The sequence below is a fragment of the Sphingomonas sp. Leaf67 genome (genome assembly GCF_001421965.1).
GTDB lineage: Bacteria > Pseudomonadota > Alphaproteobacteria > Sphingomonadales > Sphingomonadaceae > Sphingomonas.
Window position 1 is genome coordinate 136853 of sequence record NZ_LMLP01000023.1, and the last position, 26700, is coordinate 163552.

Annotated in this window: 18 protein-coding genes; 8 read left to right on the forward strand and 10 right to left on the reverse strand. The window is 67.1% G+C overall.

The genetic code is table 11. The features are described 5' to 3' along the window. Nucleotides 1–9: 9 nt before the first annotated feature. The 3 genes from ASE90_RS16585 to ASE90_RS16595 all read right to left on the reverse strand — a co-directional run bounded on the left by ASE90_RS16585 (nt 10) and on the right by ASE90_RS16595 (nt 5983). Nucleotides 10–2067 (reverse strand): phosphocholine-specific phospholipase C, encoded by a 2058-nt coding sequence (locus ASE90_RS16585; protein ID WP_056003403.1) that lies wholly within the window; start codon nt 2065–2067, stop codon nt 10–12. 123 nt (nt 2068–2190) lie between these two features. Next, a complete protein-coding gene (locus ASE90_RS16590) occupies nt 2191–4569 on the reverse strand; it encodes a TonB-dependent receptor domain-containing protein (RefSeq protein ID WP_056003407.1) in 2379 nt (792 codons plus the stop codon). A 157-nt stretch (nt 4570–4726) separates the two neighbouring features. Further along, entirely contained in the window at nt 4727–5983 is a 1257-nt protein-coding gene (locus tag ASE90_RS16595) for a DUF5690 family protein (RefSeq protein WP_235531890.1), read from the reverse strand. Nucleotides 5984–6078: 95 nt separating this feature from the next. Between ASE90_RS16595 and ASE90_RS16600 the strand changes: the two genes are divergently transcribed. Next, entirely contained in the window at nt 6079–7074 is a 996-nt protein-coding gene (locus ASE90_RS16600) for a ligase-associated DNA damage response exonuclease (protein WP_056003413.1), read from the forward strand. Nucleotides 7075–7081: 7 nt separating this feature from the next. On the opposite strand, the gene ASE90_RS16605 is transcribed toward ASE90_RS16600, so the two are convergent. Next, nucleotides 7082–9214 (reverse strand): glycoside hydrolase family 3 N-terminal domain-containing protein, encoded by a 2133-nt coding sequence (locus ASE90_RS16605; RefSeq protein WP_082449903.1) that lies wholly within the window; start codon nt 9212–9214, stop codon nt 7082–7084. Nucleotides 9215–9483: 269 nt separating this feature from the next. Here ASE90_RS16605 and ASE90_RS16610 point away from each other — a divergent pair, with 269 nt between their 5' ends. Then, nucleotides 9484–12024: a TonB-dependent receptor domain-containing protein gene (locus tag ASE90_RS16610; protein ID WP_082449890.1), complete on the forward strand. Its 2541-nt coding sequence runs from the start codon at nt 9484–9486 to the stop codon at nt 12022–12024. Between the two features lie 170 nt (nt 12025–12194). Next, complete coding sequence (locus tag ASE90_RS16615) at nt 12195–14231, forward strand: hypothetical protein (protein WP_056003416.1); 2037 nt, start codon at nt 12195–12197, stop codon at nt 14229–14231. On the opposite strand, the gene ASE90_RS16620 is transcribed toward ASE90_RS16615, so the two are convergent. The 5 genes from ASE90_RS16620 to ASE90_RS16640 all read right to left on the reverse strand — a co-directional run bounded on the left by ASE90_RS16620 (nt 14228) and on the right by ASE90_RS16640 (nt 18971). Continuing rightward, the gene (locus ASE90_RS16620; protein ID WP_056003419.1) at nt 14228–14902 is read right to left on the reverse strand and encodes a DUF6445 family protein; all 675 of its coding nucleotides are present in this window, start codon (nt 14900–14902) and stop codon (nt 14228–14230) included. The two genes, ASE90_RS16615 and ASE90_RS16620, sit on opposite strands and share 4 nt — an antisense overlap. Then, complete coding sequence (locus ASE90_RS16625; RefSeq protein WP_056003422.1) at nt 14899–16404, reverse strand: tryptophan halogenase family protein; 1506 nt, start codon at nt 16402–16404, stop codon at nt 14899–14901. The genes ASE90_RS16620 and ASE90_RS16625 overlap by 4 nt, the downstream gene beginning before the upstream one ends. Before the next feature lie 59 nt (nt 16405–16463). Further along, nucleotides 16464–17789 (reverse strand): Gfo/Idh/MocA family protein, encoded by a 1326-nt coding sequence (locus ASE90_RS16630; protein ID WP_056003637.1) that lies wholly within the window; start codon nt 17787–17789, stop codon nt 16464–16466. A gap of 86 nt (nt 17790–17875) precedes the next feature. Beyond that, a complete protein-coding gene (locus ASE90_RS16635; RefSeq protein ID WP_162235110.1) occupies nt 17876–18358 on the reverse strand; it encodes a GAF domain-containing protein in 483 nt (160 codons plus the stop codon). Between the two features lie 340 nt (nt 18359–18698). Next, the gene (locus tag ASE90_RS16640; protein ID WP_056003428.1) at nt 18699–18971 is read right to left on the reverse strand and encodes a hypothetical protein; all 273 of its coding nucleotides are present in this window, start codon (nt 18969–18971) and stop codon (nt 18699–18701) included. 263 nt (nt 18972–19234) lie between these two features. Between ASE90_RS16640 and ASE90_RS16645 the strand changes: the two genes are divergently transcribed. Then, the gene (locus ASE90_RS16645; RefSeq protein WP_056003431.1) at nt 19235–20587 is read left to right on the forward strand and encodes a methyl-accepting chemotaxis protein; all 1353 of its coding nucleotides are present in this window, start codon (nt 19235–19237) and stop codon (nt 20585–20587) included. A gap of 97 nt (nt 20588–20684) precedes the next feature. On the opposite strand, the gene ASE90_RS16650 is transcribed toward ASE90_RS16645, so the two are convergent. Beyond that, complete coding sequence (locus ASE90_RS16650; protein ID WP_056003434.1) at nt 20685–21683, reverse strand: alpha/beta hydrolase; 999 nt, start codon at nt 21681–21683, stop codon at nt 20685–20687. A 201-nt stretch (nt 21684–21884) separates the two neighbouring features. Between ASE90_RS16650 and ASE90_RS16655 the strand changes: the two genes are divergently transcribed. The 4 genes from ASE90_RS16655 to ASE90_RS16670 all read left to right on the forward strand — a co-directional run bounded on the left by ASE90_RS16655 (nt 21885) and on the right by ASE90_RS16670 (nt 26673). Beyond that, entirely contained in the window at nt 21885–22736 is an 852-nt protein-coding gene (locus tag ASE90_RS16655; protein ID WP_056003437.1) for a type 1 glutamine amidotransferase, read from the forward strand. Continuing rightward, a complete protein-coding gene (locus tag ASE90_RS16660) occupies nt 22733–23116 on the forward strand; it encodes a hypothetical protein (protein ID WP_082449893.1) in 384 nt (127 codons plus the stop codon). Before ASE90_RS16655 ends, ASE90_RS16660 begins: the two co-directional genes overlap by 4 nt. Before the next feature lie 156 nt (nt 23117–23272). Beyond that, nucleotides 23273–24571, forward strand: coding sequence for an MFS transporter (locus tag ASE90_RS16665; RefSeq protein ID WP_235531898.1), 1299 nt, complete (start codon nt 23273–23275; stop codon nt 24569–24571). Continuing rightward, nucleotides 24568–26673, forward strand: coding sequence for an alpha-galactosidase (locus ASE90_RS16670; RefSeq protein ID WP_056003640.1), 2106 nt, complete (start codon nt 24568–24570; stop codon nt 26671–26673). Before ASE90_RS16665 ends, ASE90_RS16670 begins: the two co-directional genes overlap by 4 nt. Nucleotides 26674–26700 lie beyond the last annotated feature (27 nt).

Sequence of the window (26700 nt, forward strand, 5' to 3'; positions counted from 1 at the left end):
CATGCCGTTTCAGCCCAGCCCAAGCCCTTTGACGAACGGATCGCTGCTGCTGGCACGCCCCGCCCGATCGTGCCGCCCGGCGATGCGGCGGCGCCAGCCGGGGGCGGCGCTGCTCGACAGCGTCACGTCATACCAGCCGAGCGCGCCGTCCAGCGACCAGCGATGCCGCCCGGCGGGCAGCGCCTCCTCCGACGCACCGCCGCCCGGCGTCAGGCGACGAGCGCGCAGCCCCGGCGCGGTGCCGACGCGCAGCGTTGGCCCGGCATCGGACAGGCTCCACGCGATCGCCATCGCCGGATCGCCGCGGTGTCCGACGAACTGGCGATGAAATCCGTTAGGCCCCAGCACCCACAGGTCATAGCCGCCATCGGCGGCATAGGGCCAATGCCCATCGATCCGGTCGCCGGCACCCACGCTGTAGCGGCGCGGCGGCTGGTCGAGCGCTTGGCGGTCATAGACATGGAAGACCGCGCCCGCGCCATCGGCGGCAAAGCGCAGATTGAGGCCGGTCGCATCGCCGCGCTCGGTCACGTCCAGTCGATAGGGCAGGGCGCGCGACCGGCGGATGCCGCTTTCCTGCCACGGCGCGCTGGCCACCGGTGCATCGGGGGTGACCTGCCCCTTGATCGCCGCCGCCCGCCGCGCATCGCCGGCGGGATCGGGCAGCACCGGCGTTGCCGCGTCGGTCGCGGTAAAGTCGAACGCGGAGGTCAGGTCACCGCAGATCGCGCGCCGCCACGCGGAGATATTGGGTTCGTGGATGCCGAAGCGCGTCTCCAGAAAGCGGATCACCGACGTGTGGTCGAACGTCTGGGAATTGACCCAGCCGCCCCGGCTCCATGGCGAGACGACATAGAGCGGCACGCGCGGCCCGAGGCCATAAGGGCGACCGCGATAGGCGGGGAGGTCGATCGCGGCATCGCCGCTGCTCGGCACGTCGTGATATTCGCCGGTCAGGTCGATGCTCGATCCGCCGAACACCGTGCCGTCCGCGCCGCGCGCGGGTGGGGCGGGGGGCGGCATATGGTCGAAGAACCCGTCATTTTCGTCGAACATCACCAGCAGCACCGTGCGCGCCCACACTTTCGGATCGGCGGTCAGCGCGTCGAGCACGCGGGCGGTATAGTCCGCGCCCTGCGCCGGGCTGGAGGGGCCGGGATGTTCGGAACCGGCGGCGGTGGCGATCACGTACGACACCTGCGGTAACCGTCCGGCGAGAACATCGGCCTTCAGCAGGTCCGGCCCGCGTGTGGTCAGCGCGCGGTCCTTCAGCACCGCATCGCCGTGCCCGGCATGGGCGTCGCGGAACGCCGCGAAGCCGGCGAGCGGGTTATCGGTGAAATTGTCGTCCATGTCCTGATAGATGCGCCAGTCGACGCCCGCCGCCTGCAACCGCTCGACCGTCGTCGTCCAGCGATAGGGATCGGCCGCGCCGCCCTGTTCGACGAAATTGTCGTGCGAATTGCCGATCGCCGGGCCGCCATGCCGGCCGGCGGGGTCGTTGGTGCCGCTCCACAGGAACAGGCGGTTGGTGTTGGTCCCGGTCTGGACCGCGCAGTGATAGGCGTCGCAGATCGTGAACGCCTCGGCCAGCGCGAACTGGAACGGGATGTCGCTGCGCCGGTAGTGCCCCATGGCGCGCGGATGCTTGGCCTCGGGCCAATGCGCCATGCGGCCCTCGTCCCACGCGCGCTGGGCATCGGGCCAGCTATGCGGCGTGCCCTCCATCCGCATCAGGTCGAACTGCCGCGCGGTGTCGAGGTGGAAGGGGCTGACGATCCGCGGGCCATCGGTGCCGGTCCGGTCGGTCTGTTGCCAGACGGTGCCGGCGGGCGTGGGAATGGGGAAGCGGTCGGCAAAGCCCCGTACGCCGCGCAACGTACCGAAATAATGGTCGAAGCCGCGATTTTCCTGGGCGAGGATCACGACGTGCTCGACATCGGCGATGGTGCCGCTGCGCCGGTCGGGGCCGATCGTCGCCGCACGCGCGATCGACGCGGGCAACGCCGCTGCCCCGGCAAGGGCGGCACTGGTGGACAGGAGCTTGCGGCGCGACAGGTCGACCATGGGGTCCTCGTTATTTCATTGTCGTCCCCGCGCAGGCGGGGACCCATATACGCCGGCGTAGCGGATCAATGCGAAACGTCAGCGGCAATGGATCCCTGCCTGCGCGGGGATGACGGGGTAACGTCAGAAATCGAACGTCAACGCCGCCGTCACGGTCCGCGGCGTGCCAAGGAACGCCGACCCGCCATCGGCCCCGGCCAGATACCGGCGATCGGCGAGGTTGGTCGCCTGTACCGTCAGCGCCATGCCCTTCATGACCGCATTCACTTCGCCCAGATCGACGCCGGCATAGGCGTCGACGGTGGTGAAGCCGGGTGCGGTGGCGGTGCCGTCGCTGCCGATGAAGCGATCGCCGACGAACTTGGCCGCTCCACCGATCTTGAACACGCCGCGCGTATAATCGGCCGCCGCGACCCACATGTTGCGCGGGGAATTGATGACCTGCCGCCCCGGCGTCACGCCGATATCGGCGTCCTGCGCGGCATTGCCGGTGCCGATATAGGTCGCGTGGTTATAGGTATAGTTGCCCGACAGGGTCAGCCCCTGCGTCACGCGATAGGCGAGCGCCGCCTCGATCCCCCGGCTCTTGATGCCGCCGACGTTCAGATAGACGCTGTCCTGCTCCTCCAGATAATCGATGCCGGTGACCAGGTTGGCCGAAATCGACTGGATGCGGTTGTCGAACTTGATGTCATAGGCGGTCAGCGACGCCTTGACGCGCGGCGTCGAATAGCGCGCGCCGATTTCGATGTTGTTGGCGGTTTCGGGCTTGATCCGGTCGATCACCTCGCGCGGTTCGCCGAGCGGCCCGTTGCCGATCGCGGCGAAATTCTGCGAATAGCCGGCGAACGCTTCCAGCCCGTCGATCGGCGCGTGATAGACGATGCCGGTCGAGATTAGCGGGCGGCTGTTCGAATTCAGTTCGGTCACGGTACGGTCGTTGAGCAATTCGGCGCGACGCTGGTCTAGGAAGAACTGCTTCACGCCGAACCGCGCGGTCAACGGCCCGAAGGTCACCGCGTCCTCGACATAATACATGATCTCGTCGAGGCCATAATCGGTGCTGAACTGCTGGTAGTACGGCTTGCCGTCGAACGCCGGGCCGACCAGCGCATTGGTGATCTTGTGCCAGTCGCGCAGTTGGTTGGCGCGGCCGCGTTCCCACCACAAACCGCCACGCAGCGTGTTCTGAACCCCGCCGAAATCATGCGTCCATGCCGCATCGGCGGTCAGCCCGCCGCGATCATTCTCATAATGGGTGTGGCGATAGGACATGACCGGGGTCGATCCCGCCGCATAGCAGCTCGGCGCATACACCGCCGGGATCGCCGCCGTGCCGGTGCAGCCGGTCACGAACGTCGCCTTCGCGCCGGTCGGGGTGACGAAATAATAGCGACCCAGATTGCCGCCGCCGATCACGGTCGGCAGGCTGCCCGTGAATTCGCTCTCGGGATTGCCGAGGCCGTCGTTGCGGACATCGACCAGATAGGGGGGCGCGAAATCGCCGCGCCCGCGCATCCGGTGGTAATAGGCGGTGCCCGACAGCTGCACGTCGCCCAGATCGGTCTCGCCGCGCAGATAGCCGAAGAAATTGCGGCGCAACGCGCGCGAGGTCGAGCGATAGCCCTGATCGATATAGGGGATGCCGGTCCAGTTGTCGGTATAGGCATCGTGGTTCGGATCGTTGGCGAACATCTCCGGGCTGACCGATCCGAATTCGGCTTCGTCGGCATCGTCATAGCTGACCCAGCCGGTCAGCTTGACCCGGTCGATGTTGCTCACGATCTTCGCATCGACATGGTCGCGGCGGGTTTCGCCCGATCCGCCGATCCAGTCCTTGACGCGCGACGTCGAGGCGCTGACGAAGGCGCGGGTGTCGCCGGCGAACTGGCCGGTATCGACGCGGCCATACAGCTTGCGCGCACCGAAATCACCGCCCGCCAGCGTGAAGCGATAGCGGGTGTCGCGCGCCGGATCGGTCGTGACATAGTCGAGCGTCGCGCCCAGCGCCTCGTTCGACCGCGACGAGATGTCGGCGGTGCCCTGCGACACGATCACCGTCTTCAGGTTCAGCACGTCGAGATAGCGGTTGGCGCGCGATCCGCCGCCATAGCCCGAGCCACCATTGGGCAGGCCGTCGATGGTCGAGCCGATCTGCTGACCGCCGCCGCCGCCCGAGCTGAACCCGCGAATGCTGATCGACGTCGCCCAGTCGGACGAACCGAAGGCGTCGCCCTCGGCCACGAACACGCCGGGCAGTTCCTTGATGACGTCGTTGACGCTGGTCAGCGCCGACTGGCGATCGAGCATCGGCTCGGTCACCTGCGTGTTGGCGAAGGTCGTGGCGCGGCCGGTCACGACGATCTCGCCGCCGCTGCGCGCTTCGTCCTGCGTGCCGCCCGACACTTCGGTCGTCGTCGCATCGGCCGGGGCCGTCTGCGCATGGGCGTGCGTCGTCCCCGCCGCGATCGCGAGGATCGCCGCACCCGTGATGAACTTCATGATGTCTCCCCTGGCGGACGTGCCGCCGTGTCCCGGCCGGTTCCCGGCCCCCGCTGCGCCTTTGGCGGATCTTGATGACGGGTGTGTGACGGATGATGAAAATGACGTTCAGATCGGCGATACTTGTGGAACGAGTGCCAAGATCAACGTGATATCATCACGTATCGGCCGAAAATCGCCGCCAGAACCACAGTCCCGACAGGCATGCGCCGCAAATTAACACCAGCGCGGTGGCCAGCGTTGCGCCGGTGAAGAACCCCAGCCACGGCGCGCGATCGTCGGCCAGCTCGCGCAGCAGCAGCAACGCGACGCTGCCGGCATAGCCGAACGAATCGGCCAGATAGATCAGGAAGCCGGCATTGCCCGGCGACTGGCCCAGCGCCATCATCCGGTCGAACAGCACCGCACTGAACGGCGCATAGGCGCTGTAGATGCCGATCCCGATCCACACCGTCCACGCGACCGGCCCGATCCACCCCAGCCGGAACAGCAGGGTCGCCCCGCCCAGCGCGACCGCGCCGAACAGGATCGCGCCATGGATCGCCAGCAGCGCGCGCAGATTGCCGCGGATCTTGGCCAGCAGCGCCATGCCGATCAGCACGACGACGGTCACCGGCACTTCGGTGATCGAAAAGATCGCGGCCGGCGCACCGTTGCCAAGGTCGCCCCAGATCTCGGCGGCGAAATTGTCGCGGAAATCGCGCAGGCCCGTCAGCAGCGTGTAGCCGAGGATCAGCAGCGTCAGCGGCAGGGCGTGGGCGCGGACATAGGCAAGGCGCGCCGCACCATCCATCGCCACCCGCGTGCCCCGCGCCGCGCGGTCGGCGGCATCGGGCGGCGGGGTGCGGGCCAGCACGATCAGCGCGACGATCAGGATCGGCGCGAACAGCAGCCCGGTGACCGCCGGCATCCAGAAGGGCGACAGTCCGTGCTGCACCAGCAGCGCCCCCGCCGTCTTGGTCGCGCCCGACGACAGGATGAAGCTGGCGGTCAGCATCGCCGCCAGCATCTCCGACACCCGCCGCCCCTCCAGATAGCTGAACACCAGCCCCCAGATCATGCCGAGCGGCAGCCCGTTGAGGAACAGGCAGACCGGCCCGAACCGCGGCGGCAGGATCGCGAAGCCCAGCAACGCCACCCATGCTGTCGCAACCAGCGCGAGGATCAGCCGGGCCCGCGCGCCGGTCGCATGTTCGGCGACGACCTTCACCCCCAGCATCTTCGACAGGGCATAGCCGATCGCCTGCGCGAGGATCAGCGTCGCCTTGTAATCGAGCGCCGGCCACAGCGCCGCCTGATCGGCGAAACCGACCGCCATCACCGGTTTGCGAAAGCCGTACATCGCGAAATAGACGCAGAATGCGGCCATGCCCGCCGCGAACAGGCTGAAACGGGAAGGGGCAGGCGTCGGCAAGGTCGGGCAATCGTTGCGAATATCGTCGGTCTATCGCACGGATATGTCGGTTCGATGACCTTGGCAGGCCCGGCCGTCCGCCCCATGTGTCGGGCATGGCTCTCGCGCGCTGGATCACGCCGCACCCCACCGGCATTCATATTCCGGCGATCGATATGTGGATCGACCCGTCCGAACCGGTCGCGCGCGCGCTGGTGACGCACGGCCACGCCGATCATGCGCGCGGCGGGCATCAGACGGTGTGGGCGACGCCCGAAACGCTGGCGATCATGGACGCGCGCTACGGACCGCAGAACGGCATTGGCGTCGCCTATGGCGAAAACCTGACGGTCGGCGATGTCGGCATTTCGTTCGTTCCCGCCGGCCATGTGCTGGGATCGGCGCAGATCGTGCTCGACCACCGGGGCGAGCGCGTCGTCGTCTCGGGCGATTACAAACGGCGCGCCGATCCGACCTGCATGGCCTTTCAACCGGTGCCCTGCGACGTGTTCGTGACCGAGGCGACGTTCGGCCTGCCCGTCTTCCGCCATCCCGAGACCCGTGACGAGATCGACAAGCTGCTGGCGGCACTGCGCACCGAACCCGAACGCTGCGTGCTGGTCGGGGCCTATGCACTGGGCAAGGCGCAGCGGGTGATCGCGGAGGCGCGGGCGATGGGGTTCGACGATCCGATCTACCTGCACGGCGCGCTCCAGCGGCTGTGCGACCTGTATGTCGAACTGGGCGTCGATCTGGGCGAGCTGCGCCCGGCGACCGGCGCGACCAAGGCCGAGTTGCAGGGTCGGATCATCATCGCGCCGCCCTCCGCCTTGAACGATCGCTGGTCGCGGCGGCTGCCCGATCCGATCACGGCGATGGCCAGCGGCTGGATGCGCGTCCGCCAGCGCGCGCGCCAGCGCGGCGTCGAACTGCCGCTGATCCTGTCCGACCATGCCGACTGGGACGAACTGACCCGGACGCTGACCGAGATCGCGCCAAAGGAAGTCTGGGTGACGCACGGCCGCGAGGACGCGCTGGTCCATTGGTGCATGACCCGCCAGATCAAGGCCCGCGCGCTCGATCTGGTCGGCTTCGACGACGAAGACGACTGACCGGGCGTCAGCGCACCGCGAACGTTCCCGTCACCTCGACGCCGTCGCCCGCATGGACCCACAGGTCGAACGCCCCCGGCTCGATCCGCCACGCACCGTCGCCGGCGATCAGCGCCAGATCGTCGCCCGCGATCCTTAGATCGACCCGCGCCTCGGCTCCGGCCGCCAGCGTCACCCGCGCGAACGCCTTCATCTGCCGCACCGGTCGCGTCCGGCTGGCGACCCGGTCATGGACATCGACGCGGACCAGCGTCGTGCCCGCGCGTTCGCCGATATTGCGGACCAGCACCGACACCGGCACCGCCGCCCCTGCCGGCACCACCGCCGGCACCCGCAGGTCCGACACCGCGAACCGCGTATAGCCCATGCCCGACCCGAACGGGTACAGCGCCCGGTCCGGCGCATCGCGCCAGCGACTGCGCCCCGCCAGCATCGGGTCGGTGTCGGGCGCGGGCCGCCCGGTACTGCGCCGGTCGTACGACCAGGGCTGCTGCCCGCTCGCGATCGGAAAGCTGACCGGCAGTCGCCCGGTCGGCTCGGCCACCCCGAACACGATGTCGGCGATCGCCGCCCCGGTCTGCTCCCCCAGAAACCACGTCGCGAGCAAGGCCGGCGCATCGCGCACCGCCCCGTTCAGCGCGAGCGCCCGGCCATGCCGCAACAGCACGACCACCGGCGTACCTGTCGCGGCTACCGCCTCGGCCAGTGCCTGTTGCGCCGCCGGCACGGTGATCTCGGTCCGGCTGTTGCCCTCACCCGACAGGTCGGCACCCTCGCCGATCGCCAGCAGCACCACATCCGCCGCGCGCGCCGCTGCCACCGCGCGTTCGATCCCGCCGGGCAGCGGCTCGCCGATCCCCGACCCCGCCTCGACCGTCAGCGCCGCCGGATCGCGCAGCATCGCCCGCAATCCGCTGGCGATATCGATCCCGTCCGTCGCATCGCCCGCAAACGACCATGGCCCATTGAGATTCGCCCGGTCCGCCCCGAACGGGCCGATCAGCGCGATGCGTTTCCCCGTCCGTGGCAGCGGCAACAACTCGCCGTCGTTGCGCAACAGCACGATCGACCGCGTCGCGACCTCGCGCGCGACCCGTTTGATCGCAGCGCTCCCGGTCTCGCGCCGCTCGGCTTTCACATCGATCGACCGGAACGGATCGTCGAACAGTCCCAGCCGCTCCTTCAGCGTCAGCACCCGCCGCACCGCACGATCGACCGCCGCCATCGGCACCCGGCCGCTTTCGACCAGCGCCGGCAGATGCCGGACATACAGCCCGCTCTGCATCGACATGTCGATCCCGGCCAGCATGGCCAGCCGCGCCGCATCGGCTTCGTCGGCGGCGATCCCGTGCGCGATCAACTCGCGATCGGCATCGTAATCCGACACGCACACCCCGTCGAACCGCAGTTCGTCGCGCAGCAGATCGGTCAGGATGCGCCGGTTGGCGCTGACCGGCACCCCGCCGAAATCGGTGAACGACGCCATCGTCGCGCCCGCCCCGGCGGCAAAGGCGGCGGCGAAGGGCGGCACGAACGTCTCGCGCAGCTCCGCCTCGCTCATGTCGACCGCGGCATATTCCATGCCGCCCCGCACCGCGCCATAGCCGACGAAATGCTTCGGCGTCGCCAGCAACGCATCGGGGCGCGTCAGGTCCGGTCCCTGAAACCCCGCCACCCGCGCCGCCGCCAGAACCCGGTTGAGCAGCACGTCCTCGCCCGCACCCTCCGCCACCCGGCCCCAGCGCTGGTCGCGCGCGACGTCGACCATCGGCGCAAAGGTCCAGTGGATGCCGCCCGCCGTCGTCTCGCGCGCCACCGCCCGTGCCGTGCGCCGCGACAGGTCGGGGTCGAACGCCGCCGCCTCGCCCAGCGGGATCGGAAAGATCGTTCGGCACCCGTGCAGCACATCGGCGGCGAAGGTGAGGGGGATGCGCAGCCGGCTCGACAGCGCCGCTTCCTGCGCCCGCCGTCCCCCCGCCACGCCATAGCCGTTGAACACCATGCCGACGTGCCCGGCCCGGATATCGGCCAGCATCGCGTCGCGGCCGCGAGGATCGACCACCGGATTGAACACCGCGCCGACCGGCCGGATCTCGTCGTTGAAACAGCTGAGCTGCCCGGCCTTTTCCGCCAGCGTCATGCGCGCCAGCAGCGCGTCGACCCGTGCCGACGCCCCCTGCGCCGCAGCGGCCCGTCCCGGCAGCACCGCCGCTGCCGTCGCCAGCAACGAAACCTCCAAAAGGGTCCGGCGGCGCAAGCATGGTTGTTCTACGAAATGTTGCCTGATCGCCACAGTCCGGCTCGCAAATACTTGTGTCCGTTAACCAACATTGCAGCACTTCCGGACCGGGTCTAGTTGTAACCGGTTCCGGCGACCCCGGGGCCAAAGAATATACCGTGGAGAGGATCATGCTGACATTCCATCGCTTCGGCGCGCGCGCGGCGTTGCTGGCTGGCGCGACGCTGCTGCCGGTCGCTGCCTTTGCACAGACGCCGCCCGCCGATCCGGCGGCCACGCAGGGCACCGATGCCGCGACGGCCGACGACGAACAGGACGTCATCGTCGTCACCGGCACGACCACCCGCGACCGTCCGCTCATCACCGCATCGGCCGACATCACGCTCGCCGACCGCGCCGATATCGACCGGCGCGCGCCGCGGTCGACCGCCGACATGCTCGAACTGGTCCCCGGCATCTTTGTCGAGGCGACGGCGGGGCAGGTGTCGAACAACTATTCGGTGCGTGGTCTTCAGGGCGGTGGCCAGCGGTTCGTGCAGCTGCAGGAGGACGGCATGCCGATCCTCTATGGCGGCGGCGGTGCCGACTTCTTCTTCGATCAGGATCTGACCATCGATCGCCTCGAAGCGGTCAAGGGCGGTTCGTCGGGCGTGCTGACCGTCAACGGCGCGGGCGCGACGATCAACTTCATCTCGCGCCGGCCGAACTTCAACGAAGCCGAGGGGGCGGCGCGCGTCACCGCCTATAATTACGGCATGAAGCGCGGCGATTTCTATTATTCGCAGCCGCTCAGCGACAAACTCGCCTTCAACATCGGCGGTTATGTCCAGTCGAGCCCCGGCGTGCGCGACAACCCGTTCGACTATGCCGGCTGGCGTATCAAGAGCATGCTCGAATATCGCTTCGACGGCGGCGGCTATGTCCGCCTGTCGGCAAAGGGCGGCGATGTCGAGAACGCCTATTATGCGACGATGCCCTACCGGCTCGACGATGGTGAGGTGAAGGGGATACCCGGCCTCGATACCCAGTTCGGCAATGTCGGCGGCGACGCGTTCGCCAACATCGCCGTGCCGGTATCGACCTTCGCGCACCCCGGCGGCTTCCGCGAATTCCGCTACCGCGACGGGATCAAGGCCAAGACCGCGCAGGTCCGCTTCGATGTCGAAAAGCCGCTGACCGACACGATCGACCTGTTCGCCCACGCCCGCTATCTGAAATATTCCTACGACTTCAACGGCCTGTTCCCCGGTTCGGGGACCGGTAACGGCGGCCTGACCAGCGCGCAGAACTATCTGACGCCCGGTGGCAATTCGCCGATCGACGGGCTGCTTACGCTGGGTGCCGCTGCCTTCCCCAACACGGTGCGCTTCGGCATCAAGAATCTGCGGACCGGCGTGGTGCTCGGCTCGAACCAGACGGCGGACCTGAATGCGCTGAACGGCAACGGCTTCCTGCAACGCACCGTGCTCAACCACGATTATATCGACGGGCGCGATTTCGGCGCGAATGTCGGCGGCCGTTGGGAATTCGAGAACGATAATTTCAAGAACTCCCTGACCGCCGGCGTCATGTATTACAACGTCAAGCGTTCGCAGGATCAGTCGGCCACCGCCAGCGTCGTCAACGGCGTGCAGACCAACAGCGACATCTATGACATCGTCGCGCTCGACGCCGGCAACCGTGTCATCGGCACGCTGTCGGACAACGGCCTCGTTTCCTATGGCGACTGGGGTGCCGGCATCCGCGAGCGTCTGGATTCGACCGTCTCGCTCTACGCGAACGACGAAGTCGCGATCGGCGACCTGCGCATCGACGGCGGCGTACGCTGGGAAAGCGACGATGCGACCGCGCGCGACGGTGGCGAACTGGCGGGCAGCCAGCCGGTGCCGGCGGGGGTCGGCGGCGTGGTCCGCACCGTCGGGTCGGCGTATAACGGCGTGCTCGCGGTGCGCGAACGCACGCAGCGCAAGGCGTCGTGGACGGTCGGTGCCAACTATCTGCTTACGCCGAACTTCTCGGTCTATGCCCGCTATGCCAACGGCTTCCAGACGAACAACGTCGATCCGATCACCACGATCGAGCTGTACGAAGCGGGCGTCCGGTATCAGATGGGCCGTTTCTTCTCCGGTTCGGCCACCGTCTTCCGCACCAATTTCGACAATCAGAACTATAATTTCGCCAACCCCACCAACCCCTCCCAACAGCAGAATCTGAACGCCGACCTGAAGACGAAGGGCGTCGAGATCGATTTCGTCGTGCGTCCGACGACATGGTTCTCGGTCGATTTCCAGGGTGTGTTTCAGGACCCGCAGCTGCTCAACCTGCAACTCGACGGCGTCGATCAGGGCGCGTCGTTCGAGGGCAATCGCCCCGAACGCACGCCGGCGCAGCTGTTCACGATCCTGCCGACGCTCACGCTGCCCAATGGCGCGGGCGAGGTGTATGCCCGCTACAAATTCGTCGGCAAGATCTTCGCCGACAACGGCAACGGCATCGCGCTGCCCAGCTATGGCGTCACCGGTTTCGGCGTGAACCTGAACCTGACCAAGCGGGTGCAACTGAACCTGAACGCCGACAATGTGTTCGACGTGGTCGGCTTGACCGAGGGCAATCCGCGACAGGGTCAGACACAGGCGATCACCGACGGCTATTTCTACGCCCGCGGTATCGTCGGCCCGACCTATGGCGGATCGCTGACCTTCCGGTTCTAAAGGGGGGAACCGGTCATCCTTCCGTACCCCCGCGCAGGCGGGGGGCAGGGTCACGGGCACCGGACGTCGTTCTGCTTGGCTCTGAACCCCCGCCTGCGCGGGCGTACGGTAAGGTCACGAAATAGCGCGGGCCTTCCTCAAGGCCCGCTCTTCGCGGAAGAGAGTAAGCGATGAAGACCGTGATGCGGTGGATGCTGGCAGGCGCGATGGTGGCGGGAACGGGACTGGCGGCGGCACAGCGCCCCGCGAAAACTCCCGAACTCGCCTTCCAGCTGACCGAGGGACAGAATCTCAACGCCTTCGTCCGCGAAGGGCCGGTCGCGGCGCATCTGCTCCTGCGCAACGGCACCGATCCGCGCATCCTCGTCGCGTTTCCGGCGGGCAATAGCGGCGTCGGCCTGTGGTTCGAACCGGTCGGGCGCGCGGCGACGTGGCGGCTCGAACAGGTGCCACGCCCGACCACCGCGCCGGGCATCGCCGGGCCGCAACCGGCGGTGCTGACGCTTGCCAGCATCGACGCGCCCGAACTGCGCATCAGGCAGGCGGTATTGTCGTCGATCCGCTTCCTGCGCGACTATCAGTCGGTCGGTCGGTTCCCGGCCGAAGTCGCGGTCGATCCGGTCGTCACCGGCAACACCATCCGCTGGAGCCGCCCGCGCCTCGACGGCAAACCCGGCTATCTGTTGCAGATAAGGTTGCTGTCCGGCGCGATCCGCAACGGCGCGCTGGTCGCCGATGCCGGCCGTCCGCTGCGCATGGAGATATTGGCGTCGAGCGGGGAGAAGCCGTTGACCGGCCTTGCCCGCGACGAATTGCTGAACGCCCGCGCCGCCGATGATCCCGCTGCCCGTAATGCGTTGCGATTCCTCAGCTATCGGGAGAAATTCCTCGCGGGATCATGGCGGTTTCAGACCTATTTCGGCCGCGATACGCTGATGTCGGTACGCCTGCTGATGCCGGTCTTGCAGCCGCAGGCGATCGAGGCGGGGCTGGGGTCGGTTCTCGCCCGGCTCGATGCGCGCGGCGATGTTGCGCATGAAGAGGGCATTGGCGAATTCGCCGTGGTCGACCGGCGTAAACTTCGGGAGCGCGGTGACGCTGCCGTGCTCGATTACGCGATGGTCGACGACGACTATATGCTCGCCCCCGTCGCCGCCGCCTATCTCCTCGACCACGCAAGCCCTTCTGCGGCAAAGACATTCCTCGCCCGCCCCTTGGCGAGCGAAGGCATCCCCGGCACCACCGCCCCGGCGGGAATGGCGCTTGTGCGTAACCTTCGTCACCTTATCACCACCGCCCAACCCTTCGCCGAAAATCCCAATTTCGCCAGACTGATAGCAATCCCGAAGGGCCGCCTGACCGGCCAATGGCGCGATAGCGAGGAGGGACTGGGTCGCGGACGCTATGCCTATGACGTCAACGCCGTGTTCGTCCCCGCCGCACTGGAATCAGCTGCCCGGCTGCTGCGCGCCGGGCTGCTCGACCGCTATCTGACGCCCGCGGATCGCACCGCGCTGACCCGCGCCGAGGCGATGGCCGGCGTCTGGCGCACCCGCGCGCCGGCGCTGTTCCGCGTGTCGCTCCCGGCCGCGCAGGCGAAGCCGCGTATCGACGCCTATGCCCGAACGCTCGGCATCCCCGTTGCACCGGCGCTGGCGTCGATCGGGTCCGACCCGATGGTGTTCCACGCGATCGCGCTCGACGATGCTGGCCGGACGATCCCGATCGTGAATTCGGACGAAGGCTTCGCGCTGATGTTCGCCGAACCTTCGCCCGCCGATCTCGAAACCTATGTCACCGCCGCGATGCGGCCGTTCCCGGCCGGGTTGATGACCGATATCGGCATGCTGGTCGCCAACGCCGCGCAGACCGATGCGACGGTGCAGGCGCGCTTCACCCCCGCCGCCTATCACGGTGCGGTCGTGTGGTCGTGGCAGCAGGCGCTGTTCGCCGCCGGTCTGGAGCGACAGCTCGCCCGCCGCGACCTGCCCGCCGCGACTCGCGCGGTACTGACCCGCGCACAGGCGACGCTGTGGCGCGCAATCAATGCCACCCGCGCAACGCAAAGCTCCGAACTATGGTCATGGGCCTATCGCGGCGGCCGATATCAGGTGGTGGCGTTCGGTGCGGGCAAGCAGGACGTCGATGAATCCAACGCCGCGCAGCTGTGGAGCACCGTCTATCTGGCGGTACAGCCGCCGCGTTAGGCAAGCAGCAGGAACGCGGTCACCGTCAGCCGCCCCTGTGCCGGATCGGCGCTGAGCACCGTATCAGGCGGGATCGCACCGCTGTGGAGCAGCGCACTGCGATAGAGTACCGCCCGATTGTAGCGGCTATCGACCATGGAAACCTGTTCGAACCGGTCGGTTGATCCGTCGATATAGGCCGGTGGCGGTGGTGCCGTCGCGACTTCGCCGTTGACCGCGTCCAGATACGCCGACACCCGCCCGGCATCGATCGTCTCGAACCCGGTGCCGCGATGCCGATAGAACGCGGTACCGCCGCGATCTTCCGTCCCCAGATAATGGACCAGCGCGATGCGCGCCGGATCGATGGCATCGAAATGCGGCAGCCGCTGTTCGATGTTCAACGTCGCCGGTGGTGCGGTCACTACCGAAAAACTGGCGTCGAGCAGCGAAACGCCGCCACGATGATCGAAAACATGCGTCAGGACGTTCGTCAGCGCTGGCCGGATCGCGTGAAAATACGTCTCCGGCAGATCCGCGCGCACGCCGGGATATTGTCGCCGGGCCGGTTCGAAATACGCCGCGTGGGCAAAGTCGCGCAGGCCGTCCGGATCGGGATGGAAATGATCGACGATCGCGATCGGCTGTCGCTCGACACCGATGCGTCGCGCGACGATGTCGGGTGCGGTCATGTCGCCCCCATCGCCTGCGCCAGCGCAACGTCGTGAAAAGGCAGGCTCGGCGCTGCACGGGCGATGACGTCGGCGATCTGACGCACCTGCGCCCGGTTGCCGTCGGCATCGATCGCGTCCGCCAGCGGGTTATACCCCTCCGCCACGATCCCCTGACCGTTCAGCACCGCCAGCCAGCTCGCGTCCCGGAACAGTTCGTCGCCGTCGAGGATCAGCCGACCCGACCGGCGATATTGCGCCTCGCGCGCAACCAGCGTGCCGGGCAATTCCATCGTCCGGCAATGTTGCCATAGCGGTTCGCTATGCCCGCTGGTCGCATGGTAATGGAGGATCAGGAAGTCCTTGATCCCGTCCATGTCGCGCGCGAACACGTCGTTGAACCGGTCGGCGAGCGCCGGATCGCAATTGCGGTCGGGGAACAGCGTCAGCAACTTGGTGATGCCGCTCTGGATCAAATGGATGCTGGTCGATTCGAGCGGTTCGAGAAACCCTGACGATAGCCCGATCGCGACGACATTGTCGCGCCACGGCCGTCGCCGCGTGCCCGCCGTGAAGCGCAACAGTCGCGGTTCGGCAAGCGCTTCGCCATCCAGATTGCCCATCAGCGTCGCAGTCGCTTCGTCCTCCGACACATAGCGGCTCGCAAAGACATAGCCGTTGCCGGTGCGGTGTTGCAGCGGGATGCGCCATTGCCACCCGGCGGCCCGCGCGGTCGACCGGGTATAGGGCGTGGTTGCGGGGAGCCGGGTGCAGGGTACCGCCACGGCCCGGTCACAGGGAAGCCAGTGCGACCAGTCCTCGAACGGCTCACCCATCGCATCGCCGATCAGCAGTGCGCGGAACCCCGAGCAATCGATGAACAGATCGCCGTCGATCCGCTCGCCGCGTTCGGTGGTCAGCGCGGTGACGAAGCCGGTCTTGCCATCGCGATCGACCTTTTGCAGCTTGCCCTCGATCCGCCGGACGCCGGCCGCCTCGCTCAATCGCCGCAAATAGGTGGCGTAGAGCCCGGCATCGAAATGATAGGCATAGCCGAGCGTCGACAGGATCGATCGCGCGTCGCCGACAGGTTTGGCGAAGCGCCCTTGCCTTGCCAGTTGCGCCGCCAGCGACAGCGCCGGCAACGGCACATCCATCCCGTCCGCCTGCGCCTTCAACCAGCGATGGTGAAAGGCGACGCCCGGCAACGCCGCGCCGAATTGGCCGAAGGGATGGAAATACCGGTGGCCCGGTGCCGTCCAGTCGACGAATTCGATGCCCAGCTTGAACGTCGCCTTGGTCGCGCGCAGAAATTCCGGTTCGTCAATACCGATCAGTTCGTTGAACCAGTGGATCGTCGGAATCGTCGCCTCACCGACGCCGACCGTCCCGATCGCTTCGGATTCGAGCAAGGTGACGTCGACCGCGCTGCCGAAACTGCGCGACAGCGCCGCCGCCGTCATCCATCCGGCGGTGCCCCCGCCGAGTATGACGATCCGCCGGATTCGATCTCCTGCTTCCATGGCGATGTCGTACCGCAGCGTCGCCTGCCGGAAAAGCCTGCCCTACTGCGATTACCCGTTCACACCGGCAGTCGATAGGGTGCGCGGTAGCGTGGGGTGATCAGCGCATTGGCGTCGGCGTCGCCCGTGAATTGACCCGTCGTCGCGTCCCAATGGACCTTCCGGCCCGTCCGCCAGCCGATATTGCCCATCTGGCACACGATGGCGGTGTTGGCGGCGGATTCGATCGGGCAGGCGGGGGTTCGCGTGCGATCCTTGACGCAGGCGACGAAGTCGGCGGTATGGCGGTCGATACCGTTGTCGGTCGATCGGGTGACCGGCACCTCGCGTGTCAGCGGCTTGCCGTCGCTGACCTCCGGAAATACCTGCCACTGGCTGCGATCCACGACCAGCGTGCCCGTCTCACCGACAAACGCGACGCCGTGATCGCGCCCGCCATAGGGTCCGTGGCTGATTCCGACCGCGTGTTCCCATTCGACCGAATAGTCGCCGAAATCGAAGATCGCGGTTTGCGTGTCGGGCGTCTCCATCGCCGAGTCCGGATAGCCATAGGCGCCGCCCAGCGCACTGACCGATTTCGGCACCGACGCCTTCATGCCCAGCAACGCGATGTCCATCAGATGGACGCCCCAGTCGGTCATCAGTCCGCCGGCATAATCCCAATACCACCGCCAGCTGAAATGAAAGCGATTGGGGTTGAACGCGCGCGCCGGTGCCGGCCCCAGCCAGCGGTCGTAATCGACGCCTGCCGGTGTGGCCTGATCGGGCTGCGGCGCGACCCGCTTCATCCAGCCCATATAGGCCCATGCCTTCACCTTGCGCACCCGGCCGATGCCGCCGCCATGGACCAGCGCGATGGCGTCGGCCCAATGCTGGTTGCTGCGCTGCCATTGGCCAACCTGTACCACGCGGTTGTGGCGTTGTTTGGCGGCGACCATCGCCCGGCACTCGGCGATCGAATTGCCCAGCGGCTTTTCGCAATAGGCATCCTTGCCGGCCGACATCGCATCGGTCAGTTGCAGTGCGTGCCAGTGATCGGGGGTGGCGATGATGACCGCGTCGACCGACCGATCGTCGAGCATCCGGCGATAATCATCATACAGCCGCGGTGCCCGGCCCGATGCCTTCTTCAACTCCGCGCCGCGTTCGGTCAGGACCCGCGCGTCGACGTCGCACAAGGCGACCGGCAGGACGTCCGCCCCCTTCAGCATCGCGTTCAGATTGGACCAGCCCATCCCCTTGCAACCGATCAGCCCGACCTGCAGCTTGTCGTTCGCCGAGGTGCGGCGACGCTGGGCAAAGACTTCGCCGGTCGGCAGGACACTTGCGGTCGAGGCGGCGATGCCGCCCGCCAACAGGGTGCGGCGGTCGAAGCGGGCGTTCATTTCCATCTCTCCCAATATCTTAGGGAGGATGGTAGCCGGAAACGATCGCGTCGCAAGGATGCATAGCGTCAGTGGCGCTGGTTGCCTTACGAACGGATCAGCCGCTCGATTTCGTGTGCGCGGATCAGCAACATGGTCGGGTCGAACGCCTCGGTGCGCGGCGTCCGGTCGGCGATGCACAGCGCCCCCAGTGCAAAACCGTTGCGATCAAGCACGGGAACGCCTGCATAGAATCGCACGGACGGCTGCCCGGTCACGGTGCGGAGCGTGGCGAAGCGCGGGTCGCGCGTCGCATCAGGGACGATCAGGGGTTCGTCGGGACGCTGGACGGTGACTGCGCAAAACGAGTCTTCCAGCGCGACTTCATAGATATCGGTGCCGACCCCGCCCATAAGGATCTGGCACCGGCCGGTCACGATCGACAGTCCGGCGATCGACGCCTTGTACTCCGCCGCGGTGAAGCTGACGATCGTCGCCAGTTCGGGGTCACGCACCCGCGTCATCACTCCGCTGCGATCGACAGCGAGATCGCGAACGGCCCGGTCGCCGTCACGATAAAGCCTGTTCATGCCGGTATTCGGCCAATTCCGAATGCCGCCATGTGCTGAAGGAAGATATGCCATTCGCTGCCCTCGCCCGATCCATCCGCGGTACGTCACCAGACCAGACCGGTGCGCTCGGTTGATCCTTAACTTACGTGAACACTGGTTAACAAAACGTAAATCGGGATCGGCTGGCATCGATTGCGAAAGAAACGCGAAAGTAAAAGACAATTTTATTGGTGGAAAAACGAGTTACGATCGGCAGAATATGCTGCGGGTATCGATTTTTAGGATATGCGGCCAGTATTGGCAAGTATCGGACGGCGACGACAGGGAGGCATGGCGTCAGACGTCCCGCGCGGATCGTCTATAGCAGGTCGGCTTCTCCGATTATCACCCGTACCACCGCCTGACCGCGCGCCAGCGCCTTCCCCGCCGAAACGGACAACAGGTCCAGATGCGATTGCGCGACCGCCAACGGATCGTCGAGCACCGGCCGGCCCGCCAGCGCTTCGAGCGCGCTGTATCGGACTGCGAATGGCTGCAGTTCGCCATCCACGTCCGCGACAAATTCGACCTGATACTTCGCCGGATTGTCGGCAAAGGTCGTCGCATCGATCGTCAGTCCCGTATCGCTCATCGAGTCGCTCCTGATGGCAGCACGCTGGCCGCGGACGATAAGCGCGGCGAGCGTACATCCTGTTCCGCCAAATGGTCGCGATGGACAGCGTCCGGAGCGTACGGTTGCTGCGAATGCCGAATCGTAGAAGTGACGTTAAATCAGAATCTTCCGCCGTAACCGAAGCGATGCGGGGTTTTCCGGGCGATATCGCGTTAATTCTTCGTTGGCGAATGAAGGACAGGAGGGCCGCTACCACACCATATCAGCTTCAGGATGATCCGTTGATCCACTGGTTCAAGGCCGACGCACCCATCCGGGTGAAGTTCGTGATGCTCGCGATCCTGAATGGAGCACTGGCATCGCTGCCGCTCGCCGCCGCGCTGTTATCGCCGCCCGCGACCGATCCCGCCGCGCCGTTCATCGCAGCAGCGGTGATGGGCATCGTTGCCATCGTGCTGTCGACGCTGATCGCGCGCAAGCTGATCTGCGACCCCTATGTCACGACGGTCGTGCGCATGGAGGCACTGGCGGCGGGCGAATTCGCCGCGCCGATCGACTTTTCGGAGTATCGCGATTGCGTCGGACGCATGACGCGGGCGATGGCGACGTTCCGTGATAACGGCGTCCGGCTGGCGGCGGCATCGGCGGTGCAGCAACAGATGGTCGCATTGCTCGGCGCCGGACTGGACCGGTTGGCCAGCAACGATCTCAGCCACCGCATCGACACGGCGTTCCCGGACGAGGCCGACCAGTTGCGGCGCGACTATAACCGGGCAATGGCTGCGGTCGCCGATACGTTGCAAGCGGTTGCCGCCGCCAGCGACAGCATCAACGAAGGCGCGCTGGATATCAGCCGTGCCTCCGACGCGCTGTCGCAACGTACCGAACAGCAGGCCGCGAGCCTTGAAGAAACGGCGGCGGCGATGGAGCAGATCACCAGCACCGTCCGCCAGACGGCGAGCGGCGCGGCGCGCGCCAAGGCGGTCGTCGGTCAGGCACGGGACGAAGCGAACCAGTCCGGTGCGGTGGTCGATCGCGCGATCCACGCCATGGGATCGATCGAACGCGCGTCGATCGAGATCAGCGATATCATCAGCGTGATCGACGGCATCGCATTCCAGACGAACCTGCTGGCGCTGAACGCCGGGGTCGAGGCGGCGCGGGCGGGCGATGCGGGCAAGGGCTTTGCAGTCGTCGCCAGCGAAGTCCGCGCGCTGGCGCAGCGTTCCGCCGACGCCGCGCACGACGTGAAGGTCCGCATCACCGCGTCGAGCGAGCAGGTCAACACCGGCGTCTCGCTGGTCAACGAAACCGGCGACGCACTGCGGCGGATCATGGAGCGGATCGGTGAAGTCAGCACGCTGGTCCACGGGATCGCCGAGTCGTCCGAACATCAGGCGATCCGCCTGCAACAGGTCAACACCGCCGTTTCCGAAATGGACGGCGTGACCCAGCGCAATGCGGCGATGGTCGAACAGGCGACCGCTTCCGCGCGGACGCTTGCCAACCATGCCGACCAGCTTGCCGGTCAGGTCGGGCGCTTCAACCTGCCGCGATCCACCGGCCGGTCGGACGCCAGCCATGGCGGCGTCAGGCTGCTCGACGGCGACTTCCGGAGTAGCCGCGCCGCCTGATCGACTTTCGCTACCTGCGGCCTGCGCTCGCCGGAGCCGGTTGCGGCCAGATCGCCATGATCGACATATGGCGCAGGAACGCAGGCAAGCCGGCAGATCACCCCGCCGGACGCGACGTTTTGGCAAGGCTGCGTTGCAGCCACCGGTCGAACATCTCGACCCAATGGCCGGCGGGCAGGGTGGCGGGACCGACGCCGAAGCCGTGTCCGCCTTCGGTCAGGAAATGCGATTCGACCGGGCGACCGGCGCGGCGCAGCGCCGCCATCATCAACAGGCTGTTGTCGGGCACGACCGCGCGGTCGTCCATCGCGTGCAGCAGGAACGTGGGCGGCGTCGTCGCCGTCACATGTTCCGCCGGGGATCGCCGCGCGACTGCTGCCGGGTCGGGGTTCTTGCCCAGCAGCTGCGCGGCGGACTGGGCATGGGTGAAGGGTGCGGCGGCGGCGATCACCGGATAGATCAGCGCCGCGGCATCGGGCCGTGCGTCGATCCGGTCGATGGCGTCGCGCGGTGCATGGACGGCTTGCGCGAAGTCGGTTTCCAGTGTCGCGGCCAGATGCCCGCCCGCCGAAAAGCCGAGTACCGCGATCTTGTGCGGATCCAGCCCGTCCTTCGTCGCGGCGGCACGGACCATGCGCAGCCCGCGCTGTGCATCCTGCAACGGCACGTCGGCCCGGTCGGTCCAGCCCTCGCCCGGCAGGCGATAGGTCAGGACATAGACGGTATAGCCCAGCGCGGTCAGCCGGCCGGCGATATCGACGCCTTCGTTGCCGATCGACAGGAACGTATAGGCACCGCCCGGAATGACCATCACCGACGCCCCGTTCGGCCGGGCAGGGGTGAAGCGGCGCAGCCCCGGCCGGTCGATATTGCGCAGGAAGGTCGTGGGATCGTTCGCCGGCACCGCGACCGCCTTGAACCCGCCGCCCGGCGGCGTGCCGGTCCACAACGGCACGAACGGGGCCGAGGTCCATGCGGCGGGCGGGGCGGGGCGTTCGGCGACGGTCGGGCGCGGTGTCTGTGCCGACCCGGCGGGCGAGAGCATCGCCAGCGCGAACAACGATGCGGCACGTAGCGAAAACGAACGAACGGTCATGATGGTAATCCTGTAGAAGTCGCATGCGCCAGCGTGATCGGTGCCGAGAGCACAGCGATCTTGGCGGCAGCGAAGCGCTTCGCCAAGCCGGTTTCGGGCGCGACCGCGTCGGGTCGGCATCGACCCGATCGGTCCGTGCGAATGCGGCGATTGTATCGGCCGTGCGTTCGACCGGCCTGCTCCCAGATCAAAGGATGGCTTTTGCTGCACTATCTCGTCGCGCAAAGTGAGTTGCCCGAAGAACGCGAGGCACGTCGTGAACGGGCAGGAAGAAGTGCGGGGGAAAGCTACGCCGCGACTCTCCGGCAGATCGCCCCAGCCGCGGACATCACCCTGATCGCGCCTGCCGATGCCGATGCGCCGGTTTTTTCAGCCGAGATGGTGCGGCGGTTCGACGGGGTCTTTCTGACCGGATCGCCGATGCACGTGTATGACGCTACGCCGGAAGTCGCGCGGCAATTGGCGTTCATGCGCGCGGTGTTCGCGTCGGGCGTACCGTCGTTCGGTTCCTGCGCCGGACTGCAGATCGCGGTCGCGGCGGCAGGTGGTCGGGTGCGAAAAATGCCGAGGCGGATGGAGGCCGGCATCGCCCGCGCGATCGTCGCGACCGACGCGGGGCGAGGGCATCCGTTGCTGGCCGGGCGGCCGGCGGCTTGGGACGCCGCGGCGATCCATGGCGACGAGGTCGAAACGCTGCCGGCGGATGCGGTCCTGTTGGCAGGCAACGCCGTGACCCGCGTTCAGGCCGCCGAGATCCGCCATGCCGGCGGTGTGTTCTGGGGCGTGCAATATCATCCCGAATTGTCGCTGGAGGAGATCGCGGTCGCGTTGCGGGCGCAGGCCAATGATCTGGTCGAGGGCGGATTGGCGGAGGAGGAGGCCGATGTCGCGGATCGTGCGGAGTTGCTCGACCGGCTGCACGGCGAACCCGATCACGGGCCGACGCGGTGGAAGCTGGGGGTCGGGGACGAACTGGCGGTGGAGGCGAACCGCAGGCGTGAGATCGTCAACTTTCTTGCCCATCTGAAAAAGCTGCGGGACACGGCGGGATGAGATGCTTTTTCGACCCGTTTTACTGGGGGCATGGCGACGAGCGTGGTGCGGGGGCGGGCATGGGCAGTACGCTCAACCTGCCGTTGTCGCGGGGGACAGATTGGGCCGGGTATCGGCCGGCATTGGCGCAGGCGCTGGCGGTGATCGCGGACTGGGGGGCGAAGACGCTGGTCGTGTCGTTCGGCGCCGATACCTATGCCCATGATCCGGTTGCCGGTTTCGCGCTGGAGACGGCGGACTTCTTGGAGATGGGGCGGATGATCGCCGGGGCCGGGTTGCCGGCGGCGATCGTCATGGAGGGCGGCTATGCGGTCGAGGCGCTGGGGGCGAATGTCGCGGCGTTCCTGGCGGGCATCGAAGGTGGCGAAGGTGCCACGTAACGGCGCATGTACATGCGACCGCAATCGATTGTTGTCAGGATCGGCGAAGCTGATATAGCGGGCGGCAAGGCTCGCGAAGACGGGCGTCTGTCATGAGGATGTCCGATGCGCCTGCCCGCTTCCAAGCCCCATTTGTCGCTTCCCCGCATATTGGAAATGAATCTCGGTTTCCTCGGCCTGCAATTCTCGTTCGGGTTGCAGCAGGGGAATATGGCCCCGATCTACAGCTATCTGGGCGCGTCGGAGGCGACGATCCCGATGCTGCAACTGGCCGGGCCGATGACCGGCCTGCTGGTGCAGCCGCTGATCGGCGCGCTGAGCGACCGGACCGACAGCCGCTGGGGACGGCGTACCCCCTATTTTCTGCTGGGGGCGGTGCTGTGCGCGCTGGGGCTGTTCTTCATGCCGCTGAGTTCGTCGTTGTTGATGGCGGTGTCGCTGCTGTGGATTCTCGACGCCGGCAACAACATCACGATGGAGCCGTATCGCGCCTATGTCAGCGACCGGCTGAACGAAAATCAGCACCAGATCGGGTTCCTGACGCAGAGCGCCTTCACCGGTGCGGCGCAGATGCTGGCGTTCCTGACCCCGTCGCTGCTGGTGTGGGCGGGGATGAACCAGGACTGGGTCGACACCCACAACATCCCCTATACCGCGCGGATCGCGTTCATGGTGGGGGCGGTGCTGAGCTTTTCGACGATCCTGTGGTCGATCCGGCGCGTGCCCGAATTGCCGCTGTCGGCGCAGGAACGCGCCCGCATCGCCGCCGAGCCGAAGGGGCTGGGCGCGATGCTGAAGGAGATTGGATCGGCGATCCGCGACATGCCGCGGGCGATGCGCAAGCTGGCGCTGATGAGCCTGTTCCAATGGTATGCGATGGCGGCCTATTGGGCGTATGTCATCTATTCGGTCGGCCGGTCGGTTTATGGCACCGCCGATGCGACCTCATCGGGTTTCCATTCGGCGGTGCTGACCAATGGCGAGATGGCGGCATTCTATAACGGGGTCGCATTCCTCGCCGCGTTCGCGATGGTGCCGTTGGCCAAGCGGATGGGTGCGGCGAGCCTGCACGCCCTCTGCCTCGTGCTGGCCGGGATCGGCATGGTCACGCTGCCGCACGTCACCGAAAAATGGATGCTGTTCGTGCCCGCGATCGGCATCGGCATCGGCTGGGCCAGCATCATGGGCAACCCCTATGTGATCCTCGCCGGATCGATCCCGCCCGAGCGGACCGGGGTCTATATGGGCATTTTCAACATGATGATCGTGATCCCGATGCTGATCTTCTCGGGCACGATGTGGCTGTTCTACGACAGGCTGCTGGGCGGCGATCCGCGCAACGTGCTGACGCTGTGCGGGGTGCTGATGTTCGCGGCGGCGATCGCGGTGTGGAGCGTGCGCGAGCGCAATGCGCAGGGGCTGCCGGTCGGCGCGACGCAGGACGCGGCGGCGTGACCATCGCGCTGCACGGCCCGACATCGAGCCTGATCCTCGAACCGCAGGAAGGTGCCGCGCCGCTGTGGCGCTGGTGGGGGCCGCGCGTCGACGCCGCCCTGCTGCCGCCGCTCGGCGATACGCGGCCGCAGGCGTCCTTCTCGCTCGATCGCGATCAGCCGCTGACGCTGGTGCCGGCCTATGGCACCGGCTGGTTCGGGCCGGCGGCGTTGCGCGCGCATCGCGGCGGGCGGGCGTTCGCACAATGGTTCGCCGACGTTGCCATCAAGGCGGAACCGGACGCGATCACCGTCACGTTGACCGATCGGACCGCGCGCGTGACCGTCGTGCAGCGGATTGCGATGGCGGGCGATATGCTGACGCTGTCGGCGAGCGTTACCAATGACGGCGATGATGTGCTGGATGTCGACTGGCTGGCGGCGGCGACGCTGCCGCTGCCCGGCGACAGTGCGACGATTCGCAGCTTCACCGGGCGGCACAATGCCGAGTTCGTCGTCCATGACGAAGCGATGCCGGCGCATGGCTGGGTCCGCGAGAACCGGCGCGGGCTGACCGGCCATGCCGGGCCACCGGGGTTGTTCGTGGTCGGACCGAATGCGGGCTGGCACCATGGCCGGGTCCATGCCGCGCAACTGGCATGGTCGGGCAATCACCGGCTGTCGATCGAGCGCGACGATGATGGGTTCTGGGTGTTGCAGATGGGCGAGGCGCCGGCCCCCGGCGAGATCCGGTTGGCCCCGGGCGAAACCTACGCCACGCCCGAGATGCTCGCGACCTGTTCGATCGCCGGATTGAACGGCGCGGTGCAGGCATTCCATGCCGCCGTCCGCGCGCGCGCACCATGGGCCGGGGCGATGCGCCCGCGCCCGGTGCATGTGAACAGCTGGGAAGGTTTCTATTTCGACCATGACGAAGCGGCGCTGATGGCGCTGGCCGATCGGTCGGCGGGGCTGGGCGTCGAGCGGTTCGTGCTCGACGATGGCTGGTTCAAGGGACGCGGCGACGACACCGCCGCGCTGGGCGACTGGGTGGCCGATCCGGTCAAATATCCGCGCGGGTTGCAGCCGCTGGCCGACCATGTCGTCGGCCTGGGCATGGAGTTCGGGCTGTGGGTCGAACCCGAAATGGTCAATCCCGACAGCGATCTGGCGCGCGCGCATCCCGACTGGGCGTTGCAGCTGGACGGCGTGCCGATGCTGACGTCGCGCAACCAGCTGGTGCTCGACCTGGGGCGGGCCGAGGTTCGCGCGTATCTGTTCGACGCGATCGATACGCTGCTGCGCGACCTGCCGATCGCCTATCTGAAATGGGATCATAATCGCGATCTGGCGCCGGCCGGCGATGCGCGGGGACGGGCGGGCTATCATGCACAGGTGGTCGGTGCCTATGCGCTGATCGACCGGTTGCGCGCGGCGCATCCGGCGGTCGAGATCGAGGCATGCGCCGGTGGCGGCGGGCGCAGCGATGCCGGCATCGCCACGCGCACGCACCGGATGTGGACCAGCGATTGCATCGACGCGGTCAGCCGGGTCGCGATGCAGCGCGGCTTCCTGCATTTCCTGCCGCCCGAAATGATGGGGTCGCATGTCGGGGCCAGCCCGGCGCATTCGACCGGGCGCAGCCAAGGCATGGCGTTCCGCGCCGCCGTGGCGCTGCCCGGTCATTTCGGCGTCGAGCTCGACCCGGCAGCGATCGCACCGGCCGATGCGGTGACGCTGGCGGTGGCGATCGAGCGGTACAAGGATTTGCGCGACCGGCTGCACCATGGCCGGCTGTGGATGGGCGAGGGCGGCGACGGCTTGCTCTGGCAGATGCAGGGTGAAATCGGCGACCTGCTGTTGAGCGTGACTCAGGTGCAGCCGATGACGGTGCGCCATCCATTGCCGCTGCCGGTGCCGCCTTTGGCCGGGGCGGGGCGGGTGCGGGTGCGCCTGCTCGACCTAGCCACCACGCCCGGTCACCCGCTGCCCGATGCGCCGATCTTTGCCGCGATGCGCGGCGAGGGCGTCGTGCTGGACGGCGACGGGCTGGCCCATGCCGGCCTGCCGATCCCGGCGATGAAGGCGGAGAGCGTCGCGCTGTTCGCCATCACCGCAGCCTGACTCTATCGTTTTCCAGTCGAAAGCCGC